Source organism: Paenibacillus sp. FSL F4-0097, from assembly GCF_038593125.1.
GTDB classification, from domain to species: Bacteria; Bacillota; Bacilli; order Paenibacillales; family Paenibacillaceae; genus Paenibacillus_AQ; species Paenibacillus_AQ odorifer.
In genome coordinates, this window is record NZ_CP151965.1 from 1,976,440 (window position 1) to 2,002,500 (window position 26,061).

At 45.7% G+C, this 26,061-nt stretch carries 18 protein-coding genes; 12 read left to right on the forward strand and 6 right to left on the reverse strand.

The genetic code is table 11. The annotated features are described in order from the left end of the window. Positions 1–95: 95 nt before the first annotated feature. From MHH86_RS08535 to MHH86_RS08545, 3 genes are all read left to right on the forward strand, one after another. Complete coding sequence (locus MHH86_RS08535; RefSeq protein ID WP_051491335.1) at positions 96–2,150, forward strand: methyl-accepting chemotaxis protein; 2,055 nt, start codon at positions 96–98, stop codon at positions 2,148–2,150. 152 nt (positions 2,151–2,302) lie between these two features. Then, positions 2,303–3,232 (forward strand): AraC family transcriptional regulator, encoded by a 930-nt coding sequence (locus tag MHH86_RS08540; protein WP_094903395.1) that lies wholly within the window; start codon positions 2,303–2,305, stop codon positions 3,230–3,232. A 121-nt stretch (positions 3,233–3,353) separates the two neighbouring features. Further along, positions 3,354–4,859 carry an alpha-glucosidase/alpha-galactosidase gene (locus MHH86_RS08545; protein WP_038569578.1) on the forward strand — a complete coding sequence of 502 codons (1,506 nt, stop codon included), beginning with the start codon at positions 3,354–3,356 and terminating at the stop codon, positions 4,857–4,859. 859 nt (positions 4,860–5,718) lie between these two features. Here MHH86_RS08545 and yhbH read toward each other — a convergent pair. The 4 genes from yhbH to MHH86_RS08565 all read right to left on the reverse strand — a co-directional run bounded on the left by yhbH (position 5,719) and on the right by MHH86_RS08565 (position 16,238). After that, entirely contained in the window at positions 5,719–6,882 is a 1,164-nt protein-coding gene (gene yhbH / locus MHH86_RS08550; RefSeq protein ID WP_036684553.1) for a sporulation protein YhbH, read from the reverse strand. Positions 6,883–7,055: 173 nt separating this feature from the next. Further along, on the reverse strand, positions 7,056–8,741 hold the full coding sequence (locus tag MHH86_RS08555; protein WP_076316673.1) for a DUF11 domain-containing protein: 1,686 nt from the start codon (positions 8,739–8,741) through the stop codon (positions 7,056–7,058). Beyond that, a complete protein-coding gene (locus tag MHH86_RS08560) occupies positions 8,738–15,475 on the reverse strand; it encodes a DUF11 domain-containing protein (RefSeq protein WP_143758716.1) in 6,738 nt (2,245 codons plus the stop codon). Before MHH86_RS08560 ends, MHH86_RS08555 begins: the two co-directional genes overlap by 4 nt. A gap of 118 nt (positions 15,476–15,593) precedes the next feature. Continuing rightward, on the reverse strand, positions 15,594–16,238 hold the full coding sequence (locus MHH86_RS08565; protein ID WP_051491334.1) for a methyltransferase domain-containing protein: 645 nt from the start codon (positions 16,236–16,238) through the stop codon (positions 15,594–15,596). 200 nt (positions 16,239–16,438) lie between these two features. Here MHH86_RS08565 and MHH86_RS08570 point away from each other — a divergent pair, with 200 nt between their 5' ends. Further along, positions 16,439–16,927 (forward strand): hypothetical protein, encoded by a 489-nt coding sequence (locus MHH86_RS08570; protein WP_036684361.1) that lies wholly within the window; start codon positions 16,439–16,441, stop codon positions 16,925–16,927. Between the two features lie 821 nt (positions 16,928–17,748). Here the strand turns inward: MHH86_RS08570 and MHH86_RS08575 are convergent. Beyond that, positions 17,749–18,210 carry a hypothetical protein gene (locus tag MHH86_RS08575; RefSeq protein WP_051491333.1) on the reverse strand — a complete coding sequence of 154 codons (462 nt, stop codon included), beginning with the start codon at positions 18,208–18,210 and terminating at the stop codon, positions 17,749–17,751. Positions 18,211–18,380: 170 nt separating this feature from the next. On the opposite strand from MHH86_RS08575, the gene MHH86_RS08580 reads away from it, so the two are divergent. Next, positions 18,381–18,764 carry a DUF423 domain-containing protein gene (locus MHH86_RS08580; RefSeq protein WP_036684358.1) on the forward strand — a complete coding sequence of 128 codons (384 nt, stop codon included), beginning with the start codon at positions 18,381–18,383 and terminating at the stop codon, positions 18,762–18,764. A gap of 75 nt (positions 18,765–18,839) precedes the next feature. Here MHH86_RS08580 and MHH86_RS08585 read toward each other — a convergent pair whose 3' ends face one another. Then, the gene (locus MHH86_RS08585) at positions 18,840–19,367 is read right to left on the reverse strand and encodes a hypothetical protein (RefSeq protein WP_036684355.1); all 528 of its coding nucleotides are present in this window, start codon (positions 19,365–19,367) and stop codon (positions 18,840–18,842) included. A 214-nt stretch (positions 19,368–19,581) separates the two neighbouring features. On the opposite strand from MHH86_RS08585, the gene MHH86_RS08590 reads away from it, so the two are divergent. From MHH86_RS08590 to sufB, 7 genes are all read left to right on the forward strand, one after another. After that, positions 19,582–19,884, forward strand: coding sequence for a DUF1805 domain-containing protein (locus tag MHH86_RS08590; RefSeq protein WP_036684352.1), 303 nt, complete (start codon positions 19,582–19,584; stop codon positions 19,882–19,884). 239 nt (positions 19,885–20,123) lie between these two features. Beyond that, a complete protein-coding gene (locus MHH86_RS08595) occupies positions 20,124–20,585 on the forward strand; it encodes a Dps family protein (RefSeq protein WP_036684350.1) in 462 nt (153 codons plus the stop codon). 280 nt (positions 20,586–20,865) lie between these two features. After that, positions 20,866–21,648 (forward strand): Fe-S cluster assembly ATPase SufC, encoded by a 783-nt coding sequence (gene sufC, locus MHH86_RS08600; RefSeq protein WP_036684347.1) that lies wholly within the window; start codon positions 20,866–20,868, stop codon positions 21,646–21,648. Positions 21,649–21,674: 26 nt separating this feature from the next. Continuing rightward, positions 21,675–22,976, forward strand: coding sequence for a Fe-S cluster assembly protein SufD (gene sufD / locus MHH86_RS08605; protein ID WP_036684344.1), 1,302 nt, complete (start codon positions 21,675–21,677; stop codon positions 22,974–22,976). After that, complete coding sequence (locus MHH86_RS08610; protein ID WP_076144236.1) at positions 22,973–24,199, forward strand: cysteine desulfurase; 1,227 nt, start codon at positions 22,973–22,975, stop codon at positions 24,197–24,199. Before sufD ends, MHH86_RS08610 begins: the two co-directional genes overlap by 4 nt. Then, positions 24,186–24,617, forward strand: coding sequence for a Fe-S cluster assembly sulfur transfer protein SufU (gene sufU, locus MHH86_RS08615; protein WP_036684339.1), 432 nt, complete (start codon positions 24,186–24,188; stop codon positions 24,615–24,617). The genes MHH86_RS08610 and sufU overlap by 14 nt, the downstream gene beginning before the upstream one ends. A gap of 24 nt (positions 24,618–24,641) precedes the next feature. After that, a complete protein-coding gene (gene sufB, locus MHH86_RS08620) occupies positions 24,642–26,039 on the forward strand; it encodes a Fe-S cluster assembly protein SufB (RefSeq protein WP_036684335.1) in 1,398 nt (465 codons plus the stop codon). Positions 26,040–26,061: the final 22 nt, after the last annotated feature.

The following is a 26,061-nucleotide window of genomic DNA, read 5'->3' on the forward strand; positions in this document are numbered from 1 at the left end:
CCATTCGCTCGCTTCATGCTAATAAATGATCAGGGTACAGCCTTTATACAGAAATGGAGGGCTGTACCCTTATTTCGTCACGGGGAGTGAACTTAATGAAAAAGTCCTGGACTCTATATTTTAAATCTGTTGGAGTTAAACTGTTCGTTATTTTATTTAGTTCTATAGTTCTCTTATCCTCCGTGCTAGGATTGACTTCCTATTTTGCCGCTAAAAATATCATTACGAATGAGGTTGCTGCAGCCTCCACACAATCTGTAGTTCAGGCAGCGGACAAGCTGGATTTTGTGCTGGCAGAGTATGAGGCACTATCAAGGCAGTTTGCACTCGACTCTGTGTTAAAGGGTGATTTAGAAAAAATAAATAGTGGCGAGCTTACAACTGTGGACAAAGCCGGTGCTGAAGATCGGATTCGCAGAAAGCTGGACTTGGTAAAAGGGTCTGATGAGCGGATGTATGGCGTCAGGCTGGTATCCAAGAGCTTGGTAGACTCAGAATCTTATAAGTCTGCTGGCATAAGTGGGATTCGTAGTGATGAAGGCATTTCCGCAAGATTAGAGCAAATTGCCGCAGCTAAAGGAGAGCCAGTCTGGTTTCCCGTTCGTGAGAAAGGCTTTTTTGATGCTTATACTGAGCCATCCTTAACTATGGGGAGATTGCTACGTAATCTTTTACATCCCGAAGCGGAGTATTACATGCTAATCGAAGTGAAAGGGAAGGCCATGACTGAAATGCTGTCTAACCTTCAGATTGGGATGACCGGTGAAATTCGTATCTTGAGTGCGGATGGCAGCATTGTGTATGGTGCGGATCATGCCAAGCTGGGTCAATCCTCTTACATAAAAGTTTCAGAAGAACAAGGGAAAGAGCAAAATCATTCATTTACAGCGGAGGATGAGAACGGAAGTTCTCAGCTTGTTGTATACCAGCCCCTGGCGACTGCCAAGTGGATGCTTATGGGGTATGCTCCTGTCAGTGATTTTACTAAGTCTGCGGACAAGCTTTTATATATCACATTTTCTGTGGTGCTGGCGGCAGCCTTAATAGCACTGCTAATTGGTTATATTCTTGTTCGATTGGTAGGGCGCCCGCTGGGTAAGCTGGCAATCTTGATGGAGGAAGGAGAGCGTGGGAACCTACAGGTACGAACCAATTTCAAGGGCAAAGATGAGATTGGCCGCTTGGGTCAAAGCTTCAACAAAATGATGGAGCAGATCTCCTTACTTGCAAGGCAGAGCGGGAATTCGGCAGATGAGGTCCTCCTTACTTCGGAACAATTAGTACAAGCATCAAGTACAATCTCCCTCCATGCCAGAGAGGTTGCGACCGCTACCGGTGAGATTGCAGCGGGGTCAGCCAGCCTCGCTGTTGAAGCCGAACGCAGTTATCACAATGTTGAGATTATCGGCAACAAAATGAGTGAAGTGACGGAAATAAATACAGTGATGGACCATTCAGCAGAACGGGTCATTGAGGTTAGCAATCAAGGTACAGAGCTGATGAAGCTGCTGGTAGAGCAGAGTGAGTCTACGGTAGAGGTGATCAATCGAATTCAAGATAATTCTACTAAGCTCAGAGAAAGCACTCATTTAATTCGCAGTATACTCAGCCCTATGATTGCTGTGAATAAGCAGACCAATATTTTGGCACTAAATGCTACCATAGAAGCAGTTAGAGCAGGTGCGGCAGGTAGAGGGTTCATAGTGATTGCTGATGAAATCAGGCAGCTCGCTAACCAGTCGAATGAATCGATTCAATCGGTCTCCAAGATCACGGAAGAGATTGGTCTACATATCGAGAACACCGTTAAGGATATCAATGAAGCCGCTCCTAAGTTCCGTGAACAAATCTCTTCTGTAAGAGAGTCGTCAACGATATTCGCGAGTGTCAAAGAGGAAATGGAACATTTCATGAAACATATTAGTGAATCTTCTGCTTCTGTCCTCGAACTGATTGAGTTCCAGCGTCAACTCGGTGAATCCATGGCCAGCGTAAGCTCCATCGTCCAGCAAACCACTGCTTCGACGGAGGAGGTAGCTTCTATGTCATCTCAGCAATTCACGGTTAGTGAGGAATTGGTTGCCCTATCGGAAAAGCTGGAGGGCTTGGCAGCCGATCTTAAGCACTCTTTGGTTTCTTTTCAAGTATGACAATATTATTCTAATAGAGACGGGCAATTTTCCAATATAATGGAGAGTTGCTCGTTTTTGTTGATTTGATTGCTATCGGACGTTATCTTGTCTTCGAAGTGGCTAAAGAGATACACTTGTATTAAGTAATAAATGAAGAAAGTAGTGATCCATTGACGAACTTAAATCTGAGCCCCAGCGGGAGTCTTTTTCAGCAGGTTTTAATCGAGGGAGATTATAGTCCTCATTTTTTTGCTTACTATTATAAACAGTGGAATAACTACAATATGTCTTACCATCAGCATAATTCAACGGAAATCATGTATTTGATCTCAGGAAGTTGTATCGTAGATGTCCGTCCAAGCTCAGGAGGAGAAGAGAGAGTTCGGCTGAAGCGGGGAGAATTGATCATCCTAGACGCGAATGTTCCGCATAGGCTGATTGTTGAAGAGGGGGCACCTTGTCGGATGCTAAATGTGGAATTTGGCTTCATGGAATATAGAGGGGTTGCACCCTCTGTCGGCAAGCTAGCCCGTGAAGAAACGGCGCTCGCAGAAATGCTGCAGCTTCCTTTTTCCAGTTTAGTAATGCCTGATCCGGAGGAAATCTATCATGTTCTAAAGGGACTTGTGTTAGAGCTTGATCAGAGCGGCGGGAAGGGGGGAAGTATGGTTGATTTATTATTTTGTGAGCTTCTGTTGCGATTATCCAGACTTCGGCAAGAGCAGCTTCATACCAGCCAACAGCCCTCGCAGCTTTATGTGCGCCGGAGCATCGAATTTCTGCATCAGAACTATGACCAGAACATTCAGGTTAAGGACATCGCTGCCGCAGTAAATCTGCATCCCGGATATTTGCATCGAATTTTTAAGAGCCATACGGGTCGGACACTCAGCGATTACTTGAATATGCTGCGAATGGAGAAGGCGAAGATGCTGCTTGGGCAGAGCGACATCCCGATTGCTGAAATTGCAGATTACGTAGGAATTAGCAGCAGGCAATATTTTCACCTTCTTTTTAAAAAATACGCCGATTGCACGCCTGTAGAATTCCGCAATTCCATTGAGCGTCACGCCTGGAGTTATGAAGAGCATGATTTTTAGTAGATAGGTTAGGATTTTTGACACCTTCTTTCAAAAGAGGTCATGATATTGGTTACGCTTTCCTCAGGTCCCTTGCTACAATGGACAGGAACAACCAATTCATTACCGGAGGATGATAACCATGTCATTTAAAGTGTCTTTTATAGGGGCAGGCAGCATTGGATTTACCCGTGGATTGTTGCGGGACTTACTAACTGTACCGGAATTTAAAAATATCGAAGTCTCATTTATGGATATTAACAGCCACAATCTGGAGATGGTCACGGAGCTATGCCAGCGTGATATTAAGGAGAATGGTTTAAATATACAAATTCAGGCGACAACGGATCGCAGAGAAGCACTGAAGGATGCTAAGTACGTATTTTGTACTATTCGGATGGGTGGGCTTGAAGCCTTTGCTACGGATGTGGACATTCCCTTAAAATACGGAGTCGATCAGTGTGTGGGAGATACTCTGTGTGCGGGAGGTATCATGTACGGGCAACGCGGAATTGCGGAGATGCTGAATATTTGCCGTGATATTAGGGAGATGGCAGCACCGGATGTGCTTTTGCTTAACTATTCGAACCCGATGGCTATGCTGACCTGGGCCTGCAATAAATATGGTGGTGTTCGGACCATCGGTCTATGTCATGGTGTACAGCATGGGCACCAACAAATTGCGGATGTGTATGGGCTTAAGAAATCCGAAGTTGATATTATCTGTGCGGGCATCAATCACCAGACCTGGTATATTTCAGCAAGTCATGAGGGGAAGGATCTGACCGAAGGTCTTTTAGAGGCTTTTGAGAAACATCCGGAATTCAGCCGTACGGAAAAAGTGCGCATCGATATGCTTCGTCGCTTTGGATACTATAGTACAGAATCCAATGGACACTTAAGTGAGTACGTGCCATGGTATCGTAAACGCAGTGATGAAATTATGGATTGGATCGATCTGGGGAGCTGGATTAACGGAGAAACAGGCGGTTATCTGCGTGTCTGCACGGAAGGTCGGAATTGGTTCGAGACCGATTTTCCAAACTGGATGAAAGACCCGGCATTGGAGTATACGAAGGAGAATCGCGGGGAAGAGCACGGCTCTTATATTATAGAAGGATTGGAAACGGGACGAGTGTACCGGGGGCACTTTAATACAGTGAACAATGGCGTAATCTCTAATTTACCAGAGGACGCCATTATCGAAGCACCGGGATATGTAGACCGGAACGGGATCTCCATGCCATTGGTAGGTGAATTGCCGCTTGGGCCTGCCGCCGTATGTAACGTGAGCATTTCAGTGCAACGTCTGGCGGTTGAAGCAGCTGTACACGGCGATGATAAGCTGTTGCGTCAGGCATTTATGATGGACCCACTCGTTGGTGCTGTATGTAATCCAAAAGAAATCTGGCAGATGGTCGATGAGATGCTCGTCGCAGGGGAACAGTGGCTGCCTCAATACAGCGAAGCTATTGCTAGGGCCAAGGAACGTTTGGCTTCAGGAGAGCTTATCCCAACGAACGCTAACAACGAGGGCGCTGCTCGCCTGAAGGTGAAGACGGTGGATGAGATGATGCAGGACCGGGAAGCAGCGAACAAAAATGCTGGTGAGTCTGATAAAGGCAAGGATAGAGAGAAGGTTCATTAGGCTGTAGCGTTGAAAGCTTTTTAACTATAAATAACCTCCGCATTCCAGAGTTTGAGATTGGAGGTTATTTGCATGGTGGAAATCTAAGCGGGGAAAAACAAAACAGCAGTCATAGCTTACGATAACAAGCTGACATGGGTGGGGAGTACAAGTTTATCGGTGCCGATCCAAATTGTGAAATTAGGTGTATAGTAGGAGTTATTATGTAACTGAAAAAAGAAAGTTAGTTTAATTTCACTGGCTTATTTTTTAATCTATACCGTAGCGCCGAGCGCTACAGTAATCCCACACAGTTGCCCTACATTCTATGATATTTACGGACTCAGATGAGCAATTTGCCCATCCCCGATACTTGCGGTCCCATATGACGCTATTCGTCCATCCCCCGGTACTTTCGGACCCAGATGACGCTATTTGCCCATCCCCCGATACTTGCGGACCTAGATGACGCTATTTAGCAATTTATCGCCTTTGGAGCGTATTATCGGACCCCAGTGCAGCTATTGCTCAGAATGAGGTTCGTTTTTGGTGTTTTTCATGCCTATAGCAGCTATGGGGTCCGATAGCAATCCAAATGTGCGCTAAAGCTACTTATAAGGTCATCTGTGTCCGAAAGCGCCGATCCCCCAGTAATCCCTCAGTTGCCCTAATATACTACTCTGCGCATCCCTTGATCTTACGGACCCAGGTGACGCTATTCGTCCATCCCTCGATCTTACGGACCCAGATGAAGCGATTCGCCTTAGATGACGCAATTTACGAAGTTTGTTGTTTTGTTCAAGAAGGAGCAACGCCAAAAACGCGGATGTCCCATCAGCCATTTTTGGCTTTTGGGATACCCGCGTTTTGGAGTGGGGGATTAAGAATTAACCGTACCCTTTGGACTAAAGAAGGTCTTCAGCGCCTGATACACTTCTTTTTTGTCTTTAATGACGTAATGCATGAATTGTTCATGTTTCAGATGGCGATAAGCTGACATCAAGGTACTGCTTCGATTGTATTGGTTCACCTCACCGTAGCCGAACATATTGCTTCGTTTCAGCAGTTCTCCGATCAGCTTCACGCAACGTTCGTTGTCGGAGGTGAGATTATCACCATCGGAGAAGTGAAATGGATAAATATTGTACTGCGCAGGCGGGTAGCGGCTATCGATAATTTCAATCGCTCGCTGATATGCCGAGGAACAAATCGTTCCCCCGCTTTCGCCACGGGTGAAGAAATCATGCTCACTGACTTCCTTAGCCTCCGTATGGTGGGCGAGAAAGACAATCTCTACCTTCTCATACTGGCGGCGCAGAAAACGGGTCATCCAGAAGAAGAAGCTGCGGGCGCAGTATTTTTCAAATGAACCCATCGAACCTGACGTATCCATCATGGCAATAATGACCGCATTGGAATGAGGGGTTCTAATATCATCCCATGTTTTGTAGCGCAGATCATCTGGGCTGATACTGTGGATGCCGGGATTGCCGCTGCTTGCATTGCGCCGAAGATTCTCCAGCAGCGTACGTTTTTTATCGATGTTGGACATCATCCCTTTTTTACGAATATCGTTAAAAATAATGGATTTGACCTCGATCTCTTCCTTATTCTTAGGCTTCAAATGTGGTAATTCCATATCCTGAAATAGAATGTCCTCCAGGTCTTCCAGATTGACCTCTGCTTCCACGGTGTCTTGACCGGGCTGATCGCCTGCTTTTTCTCCTTTGCCTGGCTGTGCCGATTGTGAATCGCGCCCAAGCACATCTCCGACCTGGCTTTCTCCGTCCCCCTGTCCTACATGCTTCTGTTTACGGAAGTTATAAATAATCCGGTATTCATCCAGACTGCGAATCGGAACCTTCACAATCTGCTTACCGCCTGACAAAATAATATTCTCTTCGGTAACGAGGTCAGGCAAATTATCCTTGATGGCTTCTCTGACCTTTTGCTGATGGCGTTCCTGATCCTGATGACCTTTACGATGAAGGGACCAATCTTCTTTTGAGACTACGAAGGAAAAGGGACCGGATGATTGCGACAGGATGACCACCTCCCATGGAATATGAATGTTGATTGAAGAAATCTTTTGCAAAGCATATATTTGGATCCCCCGCAAAGTACCTGAGTACGCATAGAGAGCAAAGCCTCACCTTGTGGGGATGTTTTGGGGTTGTAACTAAAGTATATTCATGGGGATGAGGGATATGTGATTTCTTATTCACTGATCTCATCTACGGTCAGCACATAACTGTTAGATTGACTTTCGCCAGAGTAGTCACGTCCATCCATATTGAAAGAGTATTGAGCATTCACGGAGCCCTTAAGGAAACGACCCATTACCTGTTCACTTACCTGGACAAAATAATGAATGTTAACCATAGATGCAGCATTAACTACCCCCAGCGGCAAGGTGCCGGCAAATGAAGATTGTGGATTCGGAACTCCATCAATCACAATGCTGTTGGGATCAAGAAAACATTTTTCCGGGGTTAGCCGATTCAGAGATATTTCCGCAGGCCAATTTCCGCTATTGGTTAGTGAGATCCAGCATTGGACTCGCTCTCCTGCTTCTACAATAGTTGGTTTTGCATGGACTACGAGTGAAATGACAGGTGTGACTACTAAGGTGGTAACTGTATTGGAACGAGAGGTTTGTCGTACGGTCCGTCCGTCTGGAAGCACAAAGGTATACTGAACACTACCATGGTTTTGTACGGCTGCGATTTCATGAATGTTAATGGCTGCAGGTATACTCACTTGAAATACTACAACTGCTGTAGTTCCGCCTCTTAAAGTACCTAACTGGATGCCTTCCGCTGGTCGTGCACCTTTTTGCAACACTCCATTTAAGAGAACACTATCCCATACGAAAAGAGTACCTGAAGGTATAGCATCTGTTAGGACTGCATTTACAGCCAGATTCCCGTTGTTCGTTACCGTAAGCTCATATCTCAAATTATCGCCCGGAGCTGCTGTAACATGATCCACTTTTTTACTAATGTTGACCCCCGCTTGGACAAGTGAGACAACCGCAGTGTTACTTTCGGTCATAATTGTATGCTCATCGACTGAATAGGTGACAACCGCGTTGTTGGTTAAGGCCAACGAGGGAGAAAACTCTGTTACTCGGACACGAAAAGTAATATCAACGCTTAGGTCTGTGTCCAGCGAACCGAGTAATATCCCCTGCTCCGGGTCCGATTCTGGGTAATAAATCCCACCTGCAATGACACTCCCCGGTATAAACACGGCCCCGTCCGGAATAGAAATTATTGCGTTGATTTGAGTTAAAAGGCTGTTGCCTTCATTTGTAAGCCGCAAGGTGTAAGTGACTACATCCCCTATAAAAGAAGTCGGAGTACTTGCAGACAAGGAGGTCGAGAGCTGGTAGGAGCGTAAAGAAACCAGTACAGAGTTAGACGCAAGCTCACCCTTAACGGTTCTTCCCTCCGGAGTGGAAAAAGAAAAACGGCCTAGCGCTTTATTTTGCAGCACTAGGGAAGACGGCAGGGAAATGATGACGACTTGAAAGGCGATGCTCACTTGACTCTGCGGTGCAATAGAACCAAGGGGGATGCCTGAAGACGGTGTAGCCCCCGGAAGAGGCACACCGTCTCTGAGCACACTGTTGGAAATAAAGGATACACCTTCTGGAAGAATGTCAAACACCGTCAAAAAAGCATCTGTATTTCCATTATTACTGGCTGTAATGGTATACACCAAAGTGTCGCCTAAAGAGGCGTGGAGTTTATCTGTACTCTTCAGCAATGAAAGCACGGGGCCCACGACCGGGGTGTTAACGGTATTGGAATAGACAATTCCGTCAACACCCGCTGCCGAATTGAAGAGTACCATGGATTGATTGGTTACGACAGGTTGGGTACGTGAGCCGGGAATCATAACGCTACTACCTGAACCTGGAAGGTAATGGTTGAAGAAGCACCTGCAGCAATTGTACCAATTACGATTCCCGAAGCCGGACTGCCACTAGGACGAGGGGCTCCATCTACGGTAATACTTCCCGTTACGAACTGGCTGCCAGCTGGAATAGGGTCAACCATGATGACGTTATTGACTGGTGAAATCCCTAAGTTGGTGACAACTATCGTATAGGTAATGATATCGCCAACAACCGCATCAATAGAAGTAGTGCTCTTAACCACACTTACGTCCGGAGAAGATACAGGGATAATGAGGACGTTTGAGACAGAGGAGCCCGTGAGTGAACGTCCATCTGGCGGTGTGAATGTGAAATTTGCTGTAGCTTGATTGACCAACTGCTGCGGTGAAGGCAGGGACGCAATAGTAACCTGTAAGGTAATCGTTACTGTTACTGTACTTCCCGGAGCTACCGCCCCAATGCTTAAGCCAGTAGATGGATCTGATCCTGGTTGTGGTACCCCATTCACGAGCACGCTGTTTGGAACAAAGACAGCTCCGTTCGGAATGGTATCGGTAATAACTACATTTGCTATGAGGTTACCAGTATTCGTCACATTTAAGGAGTAAGTAATCGTATCTCCGACAGTTGCGGCGGTTCTGTCCGCCCCTTTGACAACTACAATGATAGGTTGATATACCAGAATAACAAGTGTATTTGAGAAAGAAGATCCTGAGAATGCGCCGGAGGTGAAACTGACGGAAGCCTGATTACTAAGCGTTGCAGGATTAGGAAGCACATTGACAATCGTGTTGAACGAGACTTGGAAAGATGCTCCCGGTGCAAGTGTACCGAGCGAGATCCCGTTCGCTGGGTTGGCGCTAGGGCGTGGAGTGCCATCTACGGTCACACTGCCAGCGACAAAGCTAGAGCCTGCAGGTATTGGATCACTGAGGTTAACGTTACTGATATTTGCTATTCCGCTGTTGGTAACAGTGAAGTTATAAGTGATGGTATCCCCAACAACGGCATCGGTAGCTGTCGAAGATTTAGTGACGATAACGTTCGGTGAGGATACTGAGATTGTTGTTGTATTGGAATTGATCGAATTGTTAAATGTCCGTCCATCTGGAAGTGTGTATGCAAACGCGACGGAAGCTTGATTGAGCAGCTGTTGGCTTGCCGGCAATGTTGTGATAAGCACTGAGAACATTACAGACAGGCTTCCATTCGCGGAGATTACCCCCAGTGAGATCCCGGCAGCTGGGTCTGCTCCTGGAGCAGGAGCGCCTTGAATGAGTACACTGTTTGGAATAAACGTTGTACCCGCTGGAATGGTGTCACTCAGGGTTGCTAAAGCTCCGTAGTTACCTGTGTTGGTCACATTTATAGTATAAGTAATCGTATCCCCAACGGTAGCATTGACTGAATTGGAGCTTTTTGCTGCTGCAAGGATAGGCAGATAGACAGGCGTCGTGACGATATTTGAGAAGGCTACATTTGAGACAACACCTGAGGTGAAGCTGACTGTTGACTGATTATTTAACAATCCAGTAGGCGGCAGTGAAACTACATTTACGGTAAAAGCAACAGTTACGGTTACACCGGGTGCTATGCTGCCTAGGGTCACTCCAATAGCTGGGCTAACTCCTGTGCGAGGCACACCGTCCACAAGCACGCTGCCTGTCACAAAGGTGGTGCCGGCAGGAAGGGCGTCTGTGAAGACCACATTATTTACAGTGGCAATCCCGTTATTAGTTAAAGCTATGGAATAAGTAATAGTGTCACCGACTGTAGTTGATGTTGTGGTTGTAGTTTTAACTACAGCAATATTAGGTGAGGAGACCGGAATAGTGACGGTGTTAGAGAGTGCAGACCCATTAAGTGTACGTCCGTCGGGTAAGGTGAAGCTGTATGCTGCGGTTCCTTGATTGACCAGTTGCTGAGGACTAGGCAATGAAGTGATGTCAACCGTGAAAATGACTACGGTCGTTCCTCCAGGCTGTATTATTCCAGCTGCAATTCCGGTGGAAGGATCCGCTTGCGCTAAAGGGAGGCCGTTGATGAGCACACTATTCGGAACGAAAGTGGTACCTGCGGGAATATTATCCGTCAGTGTTAAATTAGCAGCATAGTTTCCTGTGTTACTCACTGTCAGTGTGTAGCTAACGGAATCGCCAACCGTGGCATTGGCTGTACTAGCACTCTTGACTACGGCAATGTTCGGCTGGAACACAGGGACTGTAACAGTATTAGAAAAAGTGGAGCTTGAAATAACGCCTGAAGTGAAGGTAACGGATGCCTGATTGATGAGTGAAGCTGTAGGAGGGACGGAGATAACAGTAACACTGTAGGTAACCAGCGCTGATGCACCAGCTGCTAGAGTACCGATAGATATCCCCGAAGCAGGATTCAAGTTCGGGAATGGAACTCCGTTGACAGACACGCTGCCTGTTACAAAAGTACTCCCTACCGGTGTAGGATCATTGAGTAAGACGCTAGTAACAGATTCTATACCATTATTAGTTATATTGACGTTGTAAGTGACCGTTTCACCAACAGCAACTGATGTTGAAGTAGTGCTCTTGGTAACGACAATGTTAGGAGCAGAGACTTGTAAAGTTACAGTGTTAGACACCGCAGTCCCAGATAACGGTCTACCGTCAGGCGGAGTAAAGGTAAAGCTTGCAGAAGCCTGATTACTAATCTGCTGAGGTGTTGGCAGGGAGATGATATCAACGGTGAAGCTGACTGCAATACTGGCACCAGGAGCGACATTTCCTACAGCTATCCCTGTATCAGGGGCTGATCCGGGTTGAGGCATGCCACCTACAATGACACTATTAGGAACAAAAACTGTACCTGCTGGAATGTTATCAGTTAGCGTAAGATTTGCAGCCAGATTACCTGTGTTGCTAACAAGCACTGTGTAGATGACAGAATCACCGACAACTAAAGCATCGAAATCGCCGTCTCCATCAGCGGCACTTTTTAATAAGGAGATTTGGGGCTGAATAACTGGTGTAGTTGTGATATTAGATGAAGAAGAACCGGAGAATACACCGGATGTAAAACTGACAGACGACTGATTGTTAATCTGTGATGGTATCGGCATTGTTATCCTCACCTCGAATGTTACGGTAGCTGTGGCGCCAGGGCTCAAACTACCGATTGGAATGCCGGCGGACGGAACTGCTAGCGGCAGGGGAGTGCCACTTACAATTACGGTTCCGGGAATGAAAGCTACATTCTCAGGCAGAGGATCGCTGAGAATGATATTGCTTACTGTTGCAATACTGTTGTTGGTCAATACAGAGGTAAAGGTAAGGATATCACCAGTAACAGCAGTAGCAGCGTTTACGCTTTTTACAACACTGACGTTAGGGGCAGACACTGGGACAGAGAGCGTATTGGACACTACATTTCCACCGAGCTGACGCCCGTCTGGAAGGGTGAAATTATATGTCGCTGAAGCAGAGTTCAGCAATACTTGTGATGGAGGCAGTGCTGTGATCGTGACCAGAAAACTTACGGTGACACTGTCACCTGGAGCGAGCGGTCCTACTGGAATGCCAGTTGCCGGATTATATCCGGGCAAAGGCGTTCCTCCAATAATTACACTATTCGTGTCAAACACGGCTTGGGGTGGCAGGATATCAGTTACTAATAGAGTAGCTGCAATATTCCCGGTGTTGCTGATCAGGATGGAGTATGAGAGAGATCCCCCTACAGATGCCTGTGCTGCATTGGCACTTTTGACCATACTAAGGATGGGCTGAAATACAGGTGTTACTATCGTGTTTGAGAGCGAAGAACCGGTAAACGCTCCAGAGGTGAAGGAGGCGCTGGCTCTGTTTGTAAACTGTGCTGGACTTGGCAAGAAAGCAACATTCACTCTAAAAGACACCGTGACAGAGCTGCCCGCGGCGATACTTCCGATTGCTATACCTGTACTTGGGTTAGCCGCTGCTACCGTCGAACCGTTGACAGTCACACTGCCTGCTACAAATGCTCCCCCCGTAGGAATAGGGTCAGAGACAACAACGTTAGTGACAGTGACGCTGCTTGGGTTGGACACTACGACTGAATAAGTCAGATTTTCTCCAACTGCTATATTAGTTAGATTTGCAGTTTTGGTTAGTGTAATGTTTGGAGCGGAGACCGGAATGGTTAGGGTATTGGATAGACTGGTCCCGGAGAATGATCTTCCACTTGGCAGTTGGTAGGTGTAATTGCTGCTGCCTTGGTTATTCAGAACAGGTGGAGCAGGCAGAGATTGCACAGAGACAAGGAAGGTCACAGGAACAGCTGCCCCTGAAGCTAAAGTACCTAAGTTAATTCCTGTAAGTGGAGAGTCAGCAGGTCTAGCAACACCGTTAACAGTTACACTTCCCGAGACAAAGGTGCTTCCTGAAGGAATATTGTCGCTCAGGGTTACAGCCGCCCCGATATTTCCAGAATTCTGCACATTTAACGTATAAAGAATATTGCCGCCTACAGTTGCACTGGAAACGTTCGAGCTTTTTGCAATTTGGATTACAGGCTGATACACGGGAGTTGTCGTCGTGTTTGAGACTGAAATGCCAGTAAAAGCACCCGAGCTAAAAGAGGCACTAGATTTATTCAATAGCTGAGCGGTACTTGGTAATGAGATAACGTTGACTTGAAAAGTGACTGCGACGGAGCTTCCTGGAGCGATGGTACCGACAGAAATCCCTGTTCCAGGATTAGCTGAGGGTTGCGATACACCGGCGACAGTGACACTTCCGGGGACCAGCGATGTACCCGCAGGGATGGTATCTGAGAGTGACACGTTGGTAATTGCTGCAATTCCGTTGTTGCTGATTACAGAGGTGTAGAGTAGTATATCTCCGACAGTTACGTCGGCGAATCCAGCGCTTTTGACTACGGTAACATTAGGTGTTCTAACTGGAATAGACAAAATGTTGGACGAGGCAGATCCAGCTACTGTTCGCCCATCTGGAACTTGAAACGTATAAGCGGCGCTTGCTTGGTCGACCAGCTGTGGCGGAGAAGGTAGGCTATTCACGATGACCCGAAATTGAACAGTAGAACTGCCACCGGCGGCAACCGTACCGATAGCAATCCCTGTGGCAGGGTTACCGGCGATAGGATTTCCATTGACGGTGAAGCTACCTGCGACATAAGAGCTGCCTGAAGGAATATTATCAGTAAGTGTTGTTACCGCGCCGATATTTCCTGTGTTAGTGATTTGAAGGGTATAGGTGATCTGATCTCCAACCGTAGCATTGGTAGTACTGGCTGATTTCACAATGTTAAGGACGGGTGAATATACAGGTAAGGTTACTGTATTAGATGGAATGACCCCGGTCATGATAGGGCCTCCGGCTACACTTTGAAATGTAAAGGCAGCATTAGCGGTATTAGCGATATTTTGCGGACTTGGTGGTAATGAAGTGACTTTGGCTTGATATGTAACAGTTATTGAACTGCTTAAAGCTAATGAGCCTAGTGAGATTCCTGCTGTAATATCAAAAGTAGGTCTGGAGACACCAGCAACAACTACGCTTCCAGTTACAAAAGTGGATCCTGCCGGCAGCGCATCTGATAAAACGACACTTGCTGCTCCCGCTGTTCCTGTATTACTGACAGTCACCGTATAAGTTACCGTATCACCGACTATGGGGCCGGCTACATTAGCGCTTTTAGTGAGGTTTATTTTTGGAGCATTGATATCAACCTGTATGGCATTACCGTTGAGTACATAAGCATCGCCTGAGGTGGTTAATTGTAATACGGCTGAAGATTGATTGTTTATCAGCCGTGCGGAGACGTCAACATTGGTAATATCCCAGCCTTGGCGACCACCGATAATGTTGGTTCCTGGATTTCCGTTTATTTGGTTGCGGTTTCCAAAGGTACCCGTTGTGTTTAGGTTACCTGCATCATTGTTAATCTGCGATGCAAAAAAGTTGTTGGCAAAGTTATTAGGTCCCGATAAAGCAACAAGTGTAGCAGAGGTTGGACCAAATAATGCCTGATCCCCCGAACGGTTGGCATCCCCCTCCTGCGCGCTGAATAACGCTCTGCCGCCAAGCGCACCAGTAATGGGTGTGGCAAATCCAGTTATTGTAGTGGATACCGGAGCTGAGTTTGCCTGTACAAGTATTGCACCTGCCCGAAGGGACATATTGCGAAAAGGTAAGGCTGTATTTTGGTAGATTACACCCAGCGTCCAGCCCGCATGGTTGGCTGTAGAATCACTAGGGATAACAATCGTACCCACTACACCGCCAGTGGTGTAGGTGCCGGCACCGCCTTGTTGGATAATGCTGGTCACGTTGGCGGAACGAACATATGCTGATGCACCACCTCCCAAATCGACTACGTTGCTCGTTGCTGAATCAGGAGTAACACTGAATGTAGTGCCGGCAGGGGTTATGAAGGAGACAGGGTTGTTAATGGCCGAACTAAGGTTTACATTTCCGTTAATATAGGTACCGCCCCAGATTAGCTCCGCATACAGTACGGTACTGCCTGAGGGTAGGACCAGTATGGCTGCTGAACTGTTGCTTGTATAAAGACTAGTAGTTCCGCTAGGATAGGTACCAAATGTTGATGAAGTATTAACAGTAGTAAAGCCACCGATGCTGTCTAGTGTCCCTGGCACTCCGATCGTATCGGAGCGGCTAAGTCCAAGCGTGTTGCCGGTAAATGTGATAGCACCGGTCGCATTGATCGTTGCCCGTACGACTAGTGGGATGATTCTCACCTCCTTCGAGGTTGGTTTTGATCAAAAGTGTGCCGTCCTATAACTAGGATGGCACAGTTAATACCTGTATGTTAGCCTATGACACAAAATGGGTATTAGTGTATGTCCCATCTTAAAATTATAGAAAAAAATGTCTGTTTTGTGATTTAAGTCTTCGTTCGACAAGAACATGAGGTTCAGGATAATGGCTTCTGCTCATCAGCTCTAACTCCTGATCGTTGATATTGTGCTTGACTACGACAAAATGGTACATGATTTCATGCACTACATTTGCTTGAAGGGTCTTTAGTATTTCTAGTTCTTCAGTTTCGTAAAGCGGATCTTCATAAGGATGCTGATAGAATAACTCCATCCGCAGCAACCGATAATCGAAGGGTGGTGCGGGTACAGGGTAGTCTGGAATAGCTGGGCAAACTGGACCGGATGGAGGCTGGAAGAAGGATCCTGTAAAATGCCGGGGGGTATATTCGTCAAACTTCTGCTTGAAGGCAGGGTTGGACATATGGGCAAAGCTGTGGGCATAGGGTGCTAGGATGCAAACAACTGCTTTATGGATGCTAATTCTGTGAATTTCCGACAGGGCTGCGAATAAATTGTCCACATAAGGCAGTACACGGCTAGCCATAACAAACTCAGCACTATTGTCAGGGAGAGGAATCTCTTGGCAAATGTCACAGACAATATCTACATCAGGACCCGCGATCCGATCGATCCCGAGATAACCTGCTTCCTTATTAGATCCACAGCCGATATCGATTCTCAAGGGGCTCACTCCTTTGGGATAAATCAGGCTCACACTATTGTATTAATACCGCTGTAGCCTGCATCCGACGGATGCCTAATAGAAGCTGGAAGTTATCTAAAATTACTTCATATGAAACTTTCATAGAGTGGTTAACGTTATAGGAGTATACTTATGAAGATGACTTTGAAAATAATCGCCACATAGAGGAGGCACTCAACATGAAAAAACAACGTTCATTACCCGCCATAGCAGCGATTGCTGCCTTAACATTTGCCTTAACCGCTTGCGGTGGGAATAATTCGGCACAGACTTCAGGAGAACCGACTGCAACACCTTCTCCAACACCAACCGAGAGCGCAAGCACTGCTGAGCCTACAGAAGCTCCAAGCACTCCCGTACCCACTGAGAACCCAAGTACAGCCACACCAACCGAAAATCCGAGCACAGCTAAACCTAGTTCTACTCCAAAAGCTGAAGGTAAAACAATAAAAATGACAGCCGTTTATATCGGACAAATTGATAGTCATTCCGTTGAGATTGCGACAAAAGAAGGTCCAACCGCTTTTGAGATTTCAGCTGGAATGGAGAGCATACTTGACACTTTGAATTCGGATGATTCCGTAGTTATTGAATATGTCGAAAAAGCAGTGGAGGGCGATCCGTCCGTCAAGCAGCGTGTGCTGACAAAGCTGGCTCTAGCAAAATAATTGAATGTATTGATTTGCAAATTAATAGAGGGTGTCTCAGCAATCATATAGTGGTTGCTGGGACGCCCTCGTATTTTTTAAGCATAGTTCTTGCTCAAAACACTAAACTTTGTTTGGTCGATCACAGTACGCATAGCTAGCTGCATCTCTATGGATCTAGCAGCACCACTATGGATCTAGCAGCCCCACTAACGGAACTGGTAGCCCCTATATTGGACTCAGCATCATCGGACCCAGCGGCCCTTATACGCAGCTTTTTCCGATATTTGAATTACTATCGGACCCCATCGCAGCTATTGCCATGAAAAGCGCCCAATAGGATCCTTTTTCGATGCAATAGCGTCACTGGGGTCCGAAACTGTGCTCCAAAGGCGTAAAAAACGTAAATAACGCCATCTGAGTCCGCAAGCCGCGGATGAGGGATAGGATCCAGCATTATCGGAATTAGCATTATCGGAATTAGCATTATCGGAATTAGCATCATCGGAATTAGTACCATAGGTATTAGTATCATCGGACCCAGCGGCCCTTAAACGCAGCTTTTTCCGATATTTGAATTACTATCGGACCCCATCGCAGCTATTGCCATGAAAAGCGCCCACTAGGATCCTTTTTCGATGCAATAGCGTCACTGGGGTCCGAAACTCTGCTCCAAAGGGCGAAAATCCGTAAATAACGTCATCTGAGTCCGCAAGCCGCGGATGACGATGAGGACTCCCCGATGCAGATTTTAGCTTCATACATAAAATGAGGGTATCCCCACAACAGCTCAAAGTTGTTGGGATACCCTTTTTAATGAAGTTAACATGTTTAAAATAAGCTTAAAGCGTTCCAGCATTGACTAGGAAGGTTGTAATAAGCAGCATAAAGAGTAAGATAATAACACCATTAACAATCGTACCAATAATGCCAAACACCTTGCGCCGTTTCCGAATGGAAAGCCCAATGATGCCGATGACTACACCGATTACATTAAGAGCAGCCAGAATAATAACCGTTAATCCTAGAAGCATTATGAATTGCGAGGACTGGCTTAATAGTTCGGAATTCTCATTAACCAATGAAGAAGACTTCATTATAATAGAGATAAAGATGGCTGCGTAGCCGATGATCGACACGAGACAGATAATGAATGAAGCAATACCAGGTCCAGAATGTTGAAGATCATGTTCTACTTTTTGATGCGTAGACGATAAATCAGCGCTTGGGTAATCCGGATGAGGGCTGGGATTTCCTACCTCTGCCGCAGGTACGTCTGATTTTGACAGAGAATTTAAGTCCATGGTTTGCACTCCTTGAGAGATTAGAATGAAAATGTTGTTAATATCCACTTTTTCATATTGATGCTAAAAAAGCAACCCCTGAATGAGGCAAATTAAAAAATGACTGCTGGAAATAGGAGCTGGCATTACGTTATGATAGAATGAGTCTAAAATTAAGGGGGTGTAATCATTTGCAACGGAAATTTATGGCCTGGGGGGCTGTGCTAGCAATGCTGGCAGTAGGAATTGGTGCTTTCGGTGCCCATCTACTAAAACCAGTTATCAGTGAAGACTATATGAAGGTATATGAGACTGGCGTGCAGTATCACTTGGTACATGCGCTGGGGGTAATTCTCATCGCACTGGCTGTGGGCCAATGGGGCGAAAGTGCCCGATTACGTTGGGCGGGTCGATTGTTAATTGCAGGTACCATTTTGTTCTCTGGCAGTTTGTATGTTCTGAGTATCTCCGGAATTAAGGTGCTAGGAGCGATTACACCTATCGGTGGGGTATGCTTTATAATTGGCTGGTTATGCCTTGCGATAGAAGGATTTTCACGTAAAACGTCGTCTTAGTTGTTAGGAAAAGAAAGACCAATAAGCACCTATTCCCAAAGAGGGAGGGTGCTTATTTGCTTGTAACGCATGCGCTTACAGAAACTCGTCGATTTCATTTAGATTAAAGCTGTACACCTGCTTCTCATCCACATGGTAGACACTTATAGAGTTGGCTGCTTCATCAAAGTTTAAAATACGACAGGGCATGGACACTTGTTTCCCGTACCGGTTCGCTCGTAAACGTACCAATTGATTATTCTGAATATACTGACGAATCTTCCCGTATGCATCAGCTGGCGTTTCAATTGCCGTTTGCTGTGCAGGCGTTTCTGCCTGTTTTTTTATCGGTGTATCCAGCTGCTTCTTTGTGGATTTTGGAGGCAGCTTTAATGAAATGGGAGGAGCAGAGTTTTGATTCAAAGCTAGTTTAGCGGAGCGTAGCAAGCTGTCAATGGTTCTCCCTAATTCAAGACCGGAGTTAATGTTGAAATCTGTGATATGGTCATTATTGTTCAACATTTCGAGCAGAAATTGCAGTGCAAGCGGGTTGGTACGGGCATTAATCAGGATGTCGACGTTAAATAAATAATTGCCGTCTGTGCGTTGTAGTTTCTCGTCCATAAATCCCCCAGCTTTTCGTTTAGAACATCTCTGAATGGTTACAGGAATGTAATTAACTATAACATTAAACATGCAATATTCATATACCCAGGACTACTGGAATAGGGACTATTATACTGCATTTTATACTAGGCATAGGACTACCGTCAGCACACCCACAGGAAAATTAGCATACATATACAACGTGGATAGTGAAAAAAAGGAGGTGCTGCTATTGGTTACTATGGAGCCTATTACAGTAGGTGAACATACGCTGATCGGGGTAGAGGTTAAGCTTCCCAAAACTACACTGCTCTCCATCAGCACGAACCGAGGTTATATTATGTGCGGTGCACTGGATGTCGGTCTCCTTAATGAAACACTTAGTGATCGGCATATCATCGCGGCTCGTGCGGTGGGTGTACGGACACTTGCCCAGCTTTTAGCTGCCCCGTTGGAGTCTGTAACGATAGAAGCAGAGAGTCTTGGCATCGTACCAGGTATGACGGGTGCGGAAGCGTTACTTCTTATGGTCTGACCGGAAAATTTAACAATTCCAAACAAACGGGGCTTAGGCCCTTTTTGTTTGTGTGCAAGTATTCACATTTAAGCATAATCGGGTGTGTCTTTGCTCATGCTAGTACAAATAAAGGGGTTATGGAAGGCTTCTCCTTGTTTCGTATTACAGGTAAAAGGGTAAATTAAGAATAGACAAGTTACTACCGGACGAAGGAAATAGTAACCGGTAAATATAATGGATAAGGTAGGGATCATCTCATGGCTAAAGCATCGAATAAAGTAAATACAACTTCACTGGAACAGATCATGAATCGTCAGGTTGCTAACTTAAATGTCCTGTACGTAAAAATTCATAACTTTCATTGGTACGTCAAAGGAGAACAGTTTTTCTCCCTTCATGTGAAATTTGAGGAATTATATAATGAAGTAACCCTTCACATGGATGAAGTAGCAGAACGCTTGCTAACCATCAAAGGTAGTCCGGCAGCAACATTGAAAGAATATTTGGAATTAGCTACAATTCAAGAAGCTACAGGTAAGGAAGATACACGGGGAATGGTTCAGTCTCTGATTGAAGACTTCGCCACCATCTCTGAAGAGCTGACAGAAGGCATCGAGCTTGCCGAAGAAACCAAGGATCAGCCAACCTCAGATATGTTCATTAAAATCCGTAGTGATCTGGAGAAACACCAATGGATGCTACGTTCATTTCTTAGCTAATCATTAAGCAGTTTGAATAAGACTTCCTGCGGGAAGTCTTATTTTTGCGTTAGTCTTATACTTAATGAAAATCTTCTCTGAGTCACAAGTGATTAGCTAAAGAGAAATTTGTAAAAAAACAAGGTTTGATATAAAATTAGTGAGAATCATTGATAATCATTGTGATTCAATTTATAATAATTATAATGTGATAGAAAATCTAATTGTGCTGGGAATCAGGATTATCCTGTTTCAATACAACTTTTGATTTCGCAAATCGATCAATGGAGGGAATAATATTATGGCAGCAGAATTTGTCATTGAGGGTCTTAAAGCGACGATTGAGGGAAAAGAAATTTTGAAGGGGATTAACCTTCAAATGAAAGGTGGCGAAATTCACGCCATCATGGGACCAAACGGTACAGGTAAAAGTACTTTGGCTTCGGCGCTAATGGGTCATCCTAAATACGAAGTAACTGATGGAACTGCAACTCTTGATGGTGAAGATCTTCTGGAGATGGCTGTTGATGAACGCGCACGTGCAGGTCTTTTCCTTGCAATGCAATATCCAAGCGAAATCTCTGGAGTAACTAACTCCGACTTCTTGCGTTCTGCCATTAATTCCCGTCGTGAAGAGGGAAGCGAAATCTCGTTGATTCGTTTTATTCGCCAAATGGAAGCAAAGATGAAAGAACTAGATATGAACCCTGAGTTTTTACACCGTTACTTGAACGAAGGCTTCTCCGGTGGTGAGAAGAAACGTAATGAAATTCTACAAATGATGATGCTGGATCCAAAAATCGTGATCTTGGACGAAATTGACTCCGGTCTTGATATTGATGCTTTGAAAATTGTAGCTGAAGGCGTAAACTCCATGCGGAGCGAAGAACGCGGCTTCTTAGTTATTACCCACTATCAACGTCTTTTGAACTACATCAAACCTGATTATGTTCACGTTATGATGCAAGGTAGAATCGTGAAATCCGGTGGTCCAGAGCTTGCACAGCGTCTGGAAGCAGAGGGTTATGAATGGATTAAAGAAGAACTTGGAATTGAAGATGAAACTGTAGGGCAAGAAGCGTAAGAAACGCCAGGAAGGAGGAGACCACTATGACGACACAGACCATTCTTCCGGTGGATGCCGAACGCTTGAGCGAATTATCGCACAGCAGCGGCGAACCGGGTTGGCTGAAAGAAAGCCGCTTGAAGGCACTAGAATTGGCAGCTACTCTGACACTGCCTAAATTAGAGAAGACACGGATTGATCGTTGGAATGTCAATAATTATGGTAGCTATAAAGCAAGTGAACCTTTTGCTTCGCTAAGTGATGCACCTGCATCTATTTCTTCCTTGATCAAGGATCAGGAGGAAGGCAGCCTGATTATTCAACGCAACTCTGGTGCAGTATATACACGTATCGCTCCTGAGCTTGCAGAACAGGGTGTTATTTTTACAGATCTACAGACAGCTGTTAAAGAACACGGAGATTTGGTTCAACGTTACCTGCATAAAGCCATTCAGCCAGACGAGCATTCTATCGCAGCGCTGCATGCTGCATTGTGGAATGGTGGAGTATTCCTCTATGTTCCTAAGAATGTTGTTATTGAAACTCCGCTTCAAGCAGTGCTGTTAACGGATGATGCGGAAGCTACTTTTGTTCCACACATTCTGGTCGTAGCTGATACTAACAGTTCCGTAACCTATGTAGACAACTACGTATCGGATAAAGAAGAAGCTGGACTACACAATGGTGCGGTAGAGGTATTCGTGGGCGCTGGCGCTAAAGTTCGTTATGCTACAGTGCATCAGCTTGGTGTAGATACTACAGATGTAACTTATCGCCGGGCTGTTGTTGAGAATGACGGAGTCATCGAATGGATCGTTGGTGAGATGAACTACGGAGATACTGCGAGTGATACCAAGTCTGTGCTTAAAGGCAACGGTTCTAGCTCCGATGCTAAAGTAATTGCAGTAGGTACGGGATCACAGAAACTGAATTACACCACTCAAGCTCAGCATTTTGGCAAAAGCACACCAAGTGATATGATCACTCGTGCAGTTATGCGTGATTCTGCTACTTCTATCATCAACGGAATCACCAAGATTGAGAAAGGTGCTACTAGAGCGGATGGCCAGCAAACGGAAAAAGTATTGATGCTGAGTCCAAAAGCCCGTGGTGACGCCAATCCGATCCTGCTTATTGATGAAGATGATGTTACAGCCGGCCATGCCGCTTCCGTAGGACAGGTCAATCACGAGCAAGTCTTTTACCTAATGTCCCGCGGAATTACACGGCATGATGCAGAGACTCTGATCATCTACGGCTTCTTGGCTCCTGTTGTGTCACAAATTCCACTGGAGGGACTGCGCAATCAGCTCCAATCTCTTGTGGAAAGGAAGTTAGTTCAATGATTAGCAACGCCATCCGGGAGCAATTTCCCATACTGAACCAAAATGTGAACGGACATCCACTGGTCTATCTGGACAGTGCTGCTACTTCACAGAAGCCTCGGAAAGTGATTGAGGCGGTCAAGTCGTATTATGAGTGGGATAACGCCAACGTACACCGTGGCGTCCATACTTTAGGCAGCCGAGCAACCGATGCCTACGAGGGAGCCCGGGAGAAGCTAGCTAAGTTTATTAACGCCCGCAGCACTAAAGAAATTATCTTTACACGCGGAACGACTACAGCCTTAAATCTTGTAGCCTCTTCTTACGGACCCTCTGCTGTGGGTGAAGGCGACGAAATCGTCATCACCTTAATGGAGCATCATAGTAATCTGATTCCATGGCAGCAGCTCGCTAAGAAGACAGGTGCTACATTGAAATATATACCGTTGCAACCTGATGGAACGGTTACGTTGGAAGCTGCCGAGCAGACGATTACGGATAAAACCAAGATCGTTGCTATCGCTTATGTATCCAACGTTATGGGAGTAACTCATCCTATTAAAGAGCTTGCGGCTATTGCTCATCGTCATGGTGCAGTAATTGTCGTAGATGGTGCACAAAGCACACCACATATGAAAGTCGATGTGCAGGATCTGGATTGTGATTTCTATGCACTATCTGGTCATAAAATGCTCGCACCAACCGGAATTGGCGCTTTGTATGGCAAGAGAGCACTTCTCGAAGCCATGGAGCCCGTCGAATTCGGTGGCGAGATGATTGATGATGTGGGTCTTTATGAATCCACATGGAAAGAACTGCCTTGGAAGTTTGAAGGCGGTACGCCGATCATAGCTGGTGCTGTTGGTTTAGGTGCAGCCATTGATTTCTTACAAGAAATCGGATTGGATGAGATACACCGCCATGAGAAAGCTCTTGCAGCGTATGCAGAGCAACGTCTGTCAGAGATCGAGGGTCTGAACATTTATGGTCCTCGGAATCGTGAAGTCGGCGTTGTCACCTTTAATCTGGGTGACGTTCACCCGCATGATGTCGCTACAGTGCTAGATGCGGAAGGTATTGCCATCCGCGCTGGTCATCACTGCTGTCAGCCGCTGATGCGCTGGCTGGAAGCCAGCTCTACAGCACGTGCAAGCTTTTATCTGTATAATACTGAGCAGGATGTAGATCGACTGGTGGACGCTTTAATCAAGACAAAGGAGTACTTCAGCTATGAACTTGGATGACTTATACAGACGCGTAATTATGGATCATTATAAAAGTCCTCGGAATCGCGGTTCATTTGAAGATGATGCTCTAAAAATCGAACTGAATAATCCAACCTGTGGTGACCGTATTACTCTTCAGCTTAAGGTAGAGGATGGAATTGTAAAGGATGCCCGTTATAATGGTGAAGGCTGTTCGATCAGTATGTCATCGGCTTCGATGATGACTGAGGCGATCAAAGGACAAACGGTTGAACGTGCGCTTGAACTGGCCGATAACTTCTCCTTACTGATGAAGGGTGAAGACGTGGATTTTGGAGATTACGAAGACATTGAAGCCCTTTCGGGTGTGAATAAATTCCCTGCGCGGATCAAATGCGCAACACTGGCTTGGAACGCACTCCGTAAAGGAATTGACGAAGAAGAGCAACATAAATAACAGTAGAACAAGGAGGCTGACACCATGGCTAAGAAAGCGCCTGATATGGAAGAATACCAGTACGGGTTCCGTGATGAGCATAAGTCGATATTCCAGTCTGGTAAAGGTTTGACGGCCGAAATTGTTAAAGAAATTTCAGCGATCAAAAATGAACCACAGTGGATGCTTGACTTCCGCTTGAAATCTTTGGAGCAGTTCCGTAAAATGCCAATGCCTACATGGGGCGGCAATATGGATGATTTGGACTTCGAGGATATTCAATATTATGTAAGACCTTCAGAGAAGCAAGGGAAGACTTGGGAAGAAGTTCCTTCCGAAATCAAAGAAACCTTTGACAAGCTGGGGATTCCGGAAGCGGAACAGAAGTTCCTCGCCGGCGTATCGGCACAATATGAATCTGAGGTAGTCTATCACAGCATGCAGAAGAGCCTTGAAGATCAAGGGGTTATTTTTACAGATACCGACACTGCATTGCGTGAGCACCCAGAGCTTCTGAAAAAATATTTCGGGACGATCATCCCTCCAACCGATAATAAGTTTGCCGCACTTAACAGTGCAGTTTGGTCAGGCGGCAGCTTCATCTATGTTCCTAAAGGTGTGAAATGTGAAGTTCCTTTGCAGGCTTACTTCCGTATTAACTCCGAGAACATGGGACAATTCGAACGTACTTTGATCCTTGCTGATGAAGACAGCTTCGTGCACTACGTAGAAGGATGTACTGCTCCAATCTATAGCACGAACTCTCTGCACAGTGCGGTTGTTGAAATCTTGTGTATGAAGAACGCCCGCGTTCGTTATACCACAATCCAGAACTGGGCTCCAAACATCTACAACCTCGTTACCAAACGTGCGGTTGCAGAAGAGAATGCTACCATGGAATGGGTCGATGGTAACATCGGTTCCAAGCTGACCATGAAATATCCTGCGGTTGTTCTTAAAGGACGTGGTGCTAAAGGTTCAGTACTATCCATCGCGGTAGCAGGTAAAGACCAGCATCAGGATGCGGGTGCCAAGATGATCCATTTGGCTCCAGATACAACATCCACCATTGTATCAAAATCCATCAGTAAACATGGCGGTAAAGTAACTTACCGTGGTCTAGCTTCCTTCGGCCGTCAAGCAGAAGGTGCGAAATCGAACATTAAATGTGATACGCTGATTTTGGATAATGAGTCCACTTCGGATACTATTCCTTACAATGAAATCATGAACGATAACATCGTTCTTGAACATGAAGCAACCGTGTCTAAAGTTTCTGAGGAGCAACTGTTCTACCTGATGAGCCGTGGCCTCACAGAAGCTGAAGCGACTCAAATGATCATCATGGGCTTCATCGAGCCGTTCACAAAAGAACTGCCGATGGAATATGCGGTCGAAATGAACCGTCTGATCAAGTTCGAGATGGAGGGAAGCATAGGATAACCTTTATTTACAAGGGTTTTCT